We start from the raw sequence: 8,414 nt of genomic DNA on the forward strand, positions 1-8,414 counted from the left end.
GCGTAAGGATTGCCTGAGAAAGTCAGCGACGAGGGGAGCTTTTATCTAAATCCGATTTATTCAACAAAGCCAGGATAATAATGACAATACGGTAGGCGGAACGCTGCAAATTGCCACCGGAAATACGCTGAAGCTGTTTAACCGTCCGGCTGATTTGCCGATGACGCATAAAACGGCCATGGGCAAATTACAGTTTTCCCGCGCGGGTGAGGGCATCAAAGTGACAAACCCGACGCCTTATTATATTTCCCTGAACAAACTGCTGGTGGATGGTAAGGCAGTCAGACTCGATGTCATTAAAGGCACCAGTATGATTGCGCCATTTTCTGCCAGTCACTATCCGGTGAGCGCCGGGCAGGGCAAAGCAGAATGGGCAGCAATCAACGATTTTGGTGGAGTGGAGACGTTCCATGGCACGGTTAACTAAGCCTTTAGCATCCGGCATTTTGCTGATGCTATGCGGCATCTCTGGCGGACAGGCGGCGACCACGGACATGAAAGCCACGGTGGTAGATGGCAATTGCCAGGTCGCAGTGGATACCGCGACCATCACGTTCCCGAACCGGGACGTTTCGCAATTCAGCAGCGGTACGGCAGCGATCCTTCCGCTGGGCGTGAACGTAAACTGCGAAGGGATGCAGGGCAAAGCCCCGTCACTGACCGTGACCGGTGAATCTTCGCAGCTTAGTGACACCCGGCTGTACCGCGTGGCCAGTTCGACGGCGCAGTTCGTCGGTTTCATGCTGAAAAAGGGCACGCTGAACAACCTGACAGATTTTTATAACGCCACAGGCACAGTAGCACCGGGCGACACGGTCGCCCTGACGCAGGATAACGGCAGTTTTGTGCAGCCCTTTTCCGTGGGACTTGTGCAGGGCGCCGGTGATCCGCAGCTGAATGCCGGAACGGTCAGCGCAAAAATCACGTTTGCCTTTATCTTTCCCTGACGCTTTCTACAGATAAACAAAATGAAAAATCACAACATTTTATCAGGGCACCTGACCGCTCTGAGGGCTGCCTTTTGTCTGTGTCTGCTGGCGATAACCGCCCGCGCAGGAGCGGCAGATGTGCAATTCACCGCCAGGTTTCAGGCGCCCACCTGTCAGGTTTCTGCCCCCCCTGTGCTGGATTTCGGTTCGGTGCAGTCATCCGGGATCCGCAGCGGAGACAGCCTGGCGAATCCGTTGCCGCTGGCGATCATCCTCACGCAATGCGCCGGTTTTGTCGGTGCAGTGCAAAAACCGGGCGTGAAAGTCTCCGGTACCGGCAACACCGCTTCGGGAGATTTTTTGTTCCTGCAACCGGGGACTTCTCAGGTGGTGAATTACGGGGTGCGCATTGTCACCGCTCAGGGTGACGTGGTGGATAACACCACCGTGCTGCCGGTAGCGCTGGATGGGTCAGGCTTTGACGGTGGCAGCGCCAGCATTGCGCTGAAAGCAGCGTTGTCCTGTGGCAACCAATGCAACGACGCCGCCACCAAAGGGGGAACGTTAAATGCCAGCGTCACCTTCGATTTCGTCTATCAGTAAGGGGCTTCCTGTGCATTTTATTCCTCTGTTTTTACGCCGTGTGCTGCTGTGCGCCGGGTTAATGATGACGCTGACTCACAACGCTGCCGCCGCCGGTGACGGGATCAGCCTCAGCCGGACGCGGGTCATTTTCCAGTCCACTGACAGTGCGCAAACGCTGACGATCCAAAACCACGGTTCGCGGCCCTATCTGGTGCAGTCTGCGGTTGTCGGTTCGCCGCAGGGGCGTGAAGCGGCACCCTTTATGACCACGCCGCCGCTGTTCCGGCTGGAAGAAAACAGCAAAAACAGCCTGCGGATTTTGCGCAAGGGCGATGGCGCGCTGCCTGCCGATCGTGAATCGGTATTTTATTTCACCGCGATCGCCGTGCCGGCCATGACGCAACCGAAAGACGCGCAAGAGGCCTCGCTGGCGGCGCGTATTTCCGTCGGCATTCAGAACACCATCAAGCTGTTTTATCGCCCGGTGGGTCTGGCTATGACGGCAGAAGAAGCGCAGGGGCGCCTGACGTTCCATCTTCAGGATGGCAGCGTTGAGGTGAAAAACCCGACGCCTTATTACCTGACGTTCTCGCGTCTGGCGTTTGACGGTCGTGACGTCGCGGTGCGCGATGTCGTGCCGATGATCGCGCCTTTTTCACAGGCCAGTTATCCGGTAACAGGGGCTGTGCGGCAGGCGCAGTGGACGGTGATCAATGATTACGGCGGTAACAGCCCGCTGTTCACTGCGCCGGTGCAGGGCGGGAGCAAATGATGAAGCGTTTCCTGAAAGTGCCGCTGCTCATCGCCATGCTGGCCGCGGCGTTGCCGTGTCTGGCCGCGCAGGAACACCCTGACGGCTTGTCGATCAATCAGTTCCGCATTGTGTATCCGGCTTCTGAAACCAAAGGCATTACCTGGTCAATGACCAACAACACTCACCGCGCCTATCTGATGCAGTCGTGGGTACGCCCGCTGGATCAGGCGACCGGATTGCCGGTGGCCGAAGAAGACAACAAAGGCCCGCACGATGCACTTCCGCTGCTGGTGACACCGCCGCTCAAACGCGTCGATCCCGGCGAACCGCTGACGTTGCGACTGCGCCAGACCGGCTCGTCGCTGCCGCAGGACAGGGAATCCGTCTTTTATCTTTCGGTGAAAGGCATTCCGTCGGCGCCGGATAAAGCCAGCCAGACCGGGGGACAGCTGGTCGTCGCCGTGGTGAACAACATGAAACTGTTTTATCGCCCGGCGGGTTTACCGGCAGGCGGTGTGACAAAGGCGTCAGAGCAGCTTCGTTTCAGTCTGCAAGGCGATGCGCTGGTGGTGGATAACCCGACGCCGTTTTACCTCAATTTCAGCCAGCTGAAAGTGGGAGGCCAGGCGCTTCCTGCCGCCACACTGCGCACGCTGGTTCCGCCAAAAGGGCAGCAGCGTTATCCGGTGCCGAAAGGGGCGCGTAATGAGGTGGAATGGCAGGTGATCGGAGAAGACAGCCGGCCAACGCCAGTGCAGAGCAAAACGTTATAAAACAAGTGATTGTGCAAAGACACATTGTAAGCCATCAGATCGCATGACCGGCATATCCGGAACAGCTAATAAATTATTGCAGAGCAGGGAACGACCTTGAGTAAGACATTGACATCCTGTTTAGGGACTAACGGAATGGCAGGCCACACCCGCGCCTTCCCGCGCAAAACGCTTGCGCTGTTTGTATTAATGAGTTGCCAGAACACCTGGGCGGCGGATTATTTTGACCCTGAATTACTTTCACTGGGCACCGGCGCATCGGATGTCGATCTGTCTGCGTTTTCCGAGGCAGGCGGCGTGGCTGAAGGGAATTATCCGGTGACTATTTTCGTGAACCAGCACGAAGCGGTTTCACGAACACTGGTGTTTAGCAAAAACGCGCAGGGCGCTATCGCACCGGAACTGACGCCGGCGCTGCTCAACACGCTGGGCGTCAACGTGGATCAGTTGCCTGCGTTCAAAGGCTTGCCGAAAGAGAAGCCGGTGGAAGATCTTCCGGCGTTGATCCCGCAATCCACCGTCAAATTTGATTTATCGCGCCTGCGACTGGATGTCAGCATTCCGCAGGTGGCGATGCAGCCGGGCAGGGACAGCCAGACCGATCCGTCGCAATGGGATGACGGTATCCCGGCTATGTTGTTTAACTACAACCTCAGTGCCGGTCGTAACGAACAGACGCTCAACAGCGATACCCGCGTGAACAACAGCCTGTTTGCCAACGTGCAGACCGGTGCAAACCTCGGCGCATGGCGTCTGCGCAGTACCGTCACGCACAGCCATTCCGACTCGGATGGCGGCAATAACAGCGACAGCACGCGTTTTTCTAACACCTATCTGTCACGCGATATCCGCGACTGGCGTTCCCGTCTGACGATGGGGGAATCCAGCACCGGCAGCGACGTGATTGATGGGGTGCCGTTCCGCGGGATCCAGCTCAGTTCTACCGAGCAGATGATGCCTGCCCGTTTGCGTGGTTTTGCTCCGCAGATCACCGGCGTCGCCAACAGCAATGCCCGCGTCACCGTGCGTCAGAACGGCTATGTGGTGTATGAAACGTACGTCGCACCCGGTCCGTTTGAAATTAAAGATGTCTATCAGGCAGGTAACGCCGGAGACCTCGACGTATCAGTCACCGAAGCCGACGGCAGCGTACACAGTTTTGTGGTGCCTTATTCTTCACTGCCGGTGATGCTGCGCCCCGGTGGCGTCAGATATGAGGTCACTGCCGGTCGTTATAACGGCGGCATGACGCAGGGTTCGCGCGAGTCAGAGTTTGTGCTCGCCACGCTGATTTACGGTTTGCCTAAAAACCTGACGTTGTACGGCGGCATGCTGGGCTCGCAAAACTACAGTGCCCTGACGCTGGGCAGCGGCCTTTCGCTCGGGGATATGGGGGCGTTTTCCGCCGACGGGACATTCTCCGGGGCGAAGTTTGAAGACAGCGATCGCCAGACCGGCGGGTCATGGCGTATGCGTTACTCCAAAAGCATGCTGACTACCGGCACGTCCTTTGACCTGACGGCGCTGCGCTATTCCACCCGAAATTATTACAGTTTCGCGGAATACAACAGCATGGGATATGCGCAGAAGGATGACGTTTCGCCGTGGACGCTGAGCCGCCGTCGCAGCAGTTTCCAGACGCAGGTGACTCAGCAGCTGGGCAATTATGGTTCGGTCAGTTTGCGCGCCAACCGTGATGATTACTGGGGATCGACCAAAACGCTGACCAGCCTTTCGGCAGGGTATAACGGCAGTTACCGGGGCGTCAGCTACGGCCTTTATTACACCGTTGACCGGATGAAAGGCAACGGCGACTGGCCTGAGAACCGTCAGGTGTCCTTCAACCTGAGCGTGCCGTTCAGCATCTTCAGCTCATCCTCCGCGCTGCAAAACACTTACGCCAGCGCTCAGATGACGCATGACAATAAAGGCCGCACGCAGAACCAGACCGGAATTTCCGGCAGTAACGCAGATGGCGCGCTCTCCTACAGCGTGATGCAGGGCTGGGGAAATCAGGATCAGGTCAGTAACAGCAACCTGAATCTGGGCTATCAGGGCAGTAAAGGCAATGTGTCAGCCGGTTACGGCTACTCAGGTGACATGCGTTCGATGAACGTCAACATGAACGGCGGTGCGGTGGTACACGGTGAAGGAGTGACGTTGTCACGTCCTCTCGGCAGTTCTGTCGCGCTGGTCAGCGCACCGGGTGCCGGCGGCGTAGATCTGTCAAATGGCAGCGGAAAAACCGACTCACGCGGTTATGCGATAGTGCCTTATCTGTCCGATTACACCCGTAACAGCGTGGGTCTGGATCCGAGTTCATTGCCGGACAACGTCGATTTGCCGCAAAACCAGCAAACCGTGTATCCGACGAACGGCGCGGTGGTGAAGGCCGACTTTGCCACCCGTATCGGTTATCAGGTGTTAATGACCCTGACCCGCACTGCCGGGGCTGGCATGGTGCCATTTGGTGCAACCGTCTCGTTACTGGACAAAACGGCGCAAGACGAAACGACCGGCATCGTCGGTGATAACGGTCAGGTTTATCTGACCGGCTTACCGCAAAAAGGCGCGCTGTCCGTGACCTGGGGTAAGGGCAACGATAAGCAGTGCCGCGTCAGTTATAACCTTGAAGGGCTGAAGCCAACCGCGCAGATGCCGGTTATCCAGCTTAACGGCGAGTGCCGCTGAATCTGAGTGGGTGATCCACTTTTGAGGGCAGGTTTTGTCACTCACCTATCCACATTATGTTTATACAGGAAAGAAGTATGTCTGATTTCTCCCACATCGTTAACCGGCCTGAAACCGGCAATCTGACCATGCGAGCCCGAGGCTCGCTGCTCCATTTTTTCACTCAAGCTACGGGTAAACCCTGGATAAAATGGCTGTTAGCGATTTTACTGGTGCCTTGTACTCCGGTTTCAGCGCAGGTTATCGGGGACGGATACACAAAGCTGGGCACCTGGACGCCATCAATAGGCACATCCCAGTACGGACCTTATAGTGCGAACACGGCATTAAACTACAGCTGGGGCTGGAAACTGGCGGCCTGGCAGTCCACCCCCACGGATTCGAATGGCGCGACGTGTAATATTGCCGGTCAGCCCTATGTGACGGTAGACGGGTGGTCGGGATACCAGATCCAGCCGGGTGTGCTGATTATCCTGTCCGGTAACCTGGCCGCATCGACAACCACGGGCACCCCGAACGCTACCGCCAACGTTGCTACGGATAACTACTCCGCCACATGGGACAGCAAGGGAGCGATCACCGCCGACTGGCTCAGCCCCGGCGCCACGTCCCATTGTGCAGGGCTTAAGCGTACAGTCAGCGGTAATTTCTACGCGCTGACCGGGGGAAGCGCCGCGATGAATGTCACCTACGGGATTTATGTTTCACCGACCGCCGCACCCGGTGCGCTTCCGACCACGTATCTCCAGTTGCATAAAACCAGCGGCACCAACCAGCAGTCAGTGCTCAACTTCAGCAACCTGTCCATCGCCCGTACACAATGTGCGCTGGATACCGCGGCGGTGATCGCTTTCGGTGATGTCACTCCGGGCCAGGCGACCGGCGGGAAGGGGATTGCGGTACAGTCGGCCCTGAATGTGAACTGTACCAACGACGCCGGGATCAGCACGGATGTCAGCTATTCCTTCACGCCGAAATCACAGGCTGGCGATCAGTACACGCTGCCGATAACCTCAATGGCAGATGCAAGCGTGTCGGGGGATATCCGCGGATTCCTCGGGGTGAATGCTGCCACCGATGCCGGATGTACCAACAAAGCGTCATCGGTTCCCATGGACAGCAGCGCGTTTGGTTTGCACACTTTGACCTCCACCCAGTCGTGGTCAGATCCGCTGGTATGGGTATTGTGTCCGCGTCCGACCGCCGAACCGGGCCCGGCGACAGCCGCTGCGACTATTGATGTGAACTGGTAAACTGAGAAACACTGTTTCTGAAAGGAAAGGCGTTATCCTTAGGGTAGCGCCTTTTTTTATTCCGGGACGTGAATACAGGGGTCAGAATTTAAATGCCAATAAACAGATCCGGATAAACCCTTATTTTCAGAATAAAGCCACAGGCGTAGGATGCGTCCTTATTTATTGCACGCTTATTCTTGGTTATTATATGTTGGGAGTTTTCCAATGAAATAAATTATCTGTATTTCGTTAATTGTGACTTTACGCACGACTCGCCGGGAATATAAAACATATAAAAGAGATGACAGCAATAAAGAAACAGGATCCTCATTTTATCTGAAAAATAAAGGGAGTATTTATTATGGACAACATCACGCATATTCCGCCACATGAACCCTGGTATCAAACTCCTGACGGATGGGCATCGCAGGCAGGGGGAACCACCGGTGGCGGAGAGAAACCGGAACTCGAATATTATGTCACGACCATTGCAGAGCTCCGGCAGGCTATCGATGCATCAGGCGACCGCAAAAAGCGCATCTGGGTGGGCGGTGTGATTGATGCCAGCGCAGGCGTACCCTACCTGAACCGGCAGGATCAGTCCCGGCGTGGCCGCATTTTTCTGGGCAGCAACACCACACTCATCGGCATAGACCATAACGCGAAATTTATCGAAAGCGCGCTGCTGGTTCAGGATGTCAGCAATGTGATTATCCACAATATTTTCATTGAAAATCCGGTGGATGTTGACCCGCAATTCGAGGAGGGCGATGGCTGGAATGCCGAATGGGACGGGCTGAGTATTATCCGCGCTCATCACGTCTGGGTCAGTCACGTGACCTTCACTGACGGGCGTTTCACCATGGACATGTATAAAGAAGTCGATGGCTGGAAATACGTTCAGCATGATGGATCCCTCGATATAAAACGGGCGTCCGATTATATTACCGTCTCGAATTGCCTGTTTACATTACATGATAAGACGATTTTAATCGGCCACAGCGACAGTAATGACGCCGAAGACACTGGCAAATTACGCGTGACGTTTCATGATAATAATTTTAGCCGCATTGTGCAGCGCACGCCACGCGTCCGCTTTGGTAATATCCATCTCTATAATAATGTGTTTGATAACAATACCGCCGATCCGATATATAAATATCAGTACAGCTTCGGCGTCGGGAAAAATTCACGCACGCTCTCAGAATATAATGTCTTCAATGTCAAAGGGCTGACTGACCATTGTAAATTATATAAAGGTTTTGGCGGGGAGTTTCTGGCGGATTCCGGTTCTGTCTTTAATCAGAAAACCGGAGATTTAAATGGCTGCGGATTTACGCCCGGCGTCGAAAAACCGCCGTATGCGTATTCGCCTCGGCTTTGTTGAATAAATCGAACTTTTGGCCGTAATCAGGATCAGATCACCACATTCCCGATCCTGTAGCGG

The 8,414-nt window shown here is 55.4% G+C and carries 8 protein-coding genes; all 8 read left to right on the forward strand.

The features are described from left to right. Positions 1–160 precede the first annotated feature (160 nt). A complete protein-coding gene (locus J8X26_RS09435; protein WP_244370458.1) occupies positions 161–427 on the forward strand; it encodes a molecular chaperone in 267 nt (88 codons plus the stop codon). Next, entirely contained in the window at positions 411–947 is a 537-nt protein-coding gene (locus J8X26_RS27640; protein ID WP_244370460.1) for a fimbrial protein, read from the forward strand. The genes J8X26_RS09435 and J8X26_RS27640 overlap by 17 nt, the downstream gene beginning before the upstream one ends. A gap of 120 nt (positions 948–1,067) precedes the next feature. Continuing rightward, a complete protein-coding gene (locus J8X26_RS09445; protein WP_208950746.1) occupies positions 1,068–1,532 on the forward strand; it encodes a fimbrial protein in 465 nt (154 codons plus the stop codon). Next, positions 1,498–2,286 (forward strand): molecular chaperone, encoded by a 789-nt coding sequence (locus tag J8X26_RS09450; protein WP_208950747.1) that lies wholly within the window; start codon positions 1,498–1,500, stop codon positions 2,284–2,286. Before J8X26_RS09445 ends, J8X26_RS09450 begins: the two co-directional genes overlap by 35 nt. Next, positions 2,283–3,041 (forward strand): molecular chaperone, encoded by a 759-nt coding sequence (locus J8X26_RS09455; protein ID WP_208950748.1) that lies wholly within the window; start codon positions 2,283–2,285, stop codon positions 3,039–3,041. The genes J8X26_RS09450 and J8X26_RS09455 overlap by 4 nt, the downstream gene beginning before the upstream one ends. Before the next feature lie 96 nt (positions 3,042–3,137). Further along, complete coding sequence (locus J8X26_RS09460; RefSeq protein ID WP_244370462.1) at positions 3,138–5,732, forward strand: fimbria/pilus outer membrane usher protein; 2,595 nt, start codon at positions 3,138–3,140, stop codon at positions 5,730–5,732. 77 nt (positions 5,733–5,809) lie between these two features. After that, positions 5,810–6,985 (forward strand): hypothetical protein, encoded by a 1,176-nt coding sequence (locus J8X26_RS09465; RefSeq protein ID WP_208950749.1) that lies wholly within the window; start codon positions 5,810–5,812, stop codon positions 6,983–6,985. A gap of 343 nt (positions 6,986–7,328) precedes the next feature. Continuing rightward, positions 7,329–8,354, forward strand: a complete 1,026-nt coding sequence (locus J8X26_RS09470) for a polysaccharide lyase family 1 protein (RefSeq protein ID WP_208950750.1) — start codon at positions 7,329–7,331, stop codon at positions 8,352–8,354. The last annotated feature ends 60 nt before the right edge of the window (positions 8,355–8,414 follow it).

This window comes from Rahnella sp. ChDrAdgB13 (assembly GCF_017655185.1).
GTDB lineage: Bacteria > Pseudomonadota > Gammaproteobacteria > Enterobacterales > Enterobacteriaceae > Rahnella > Rahnella contaminans.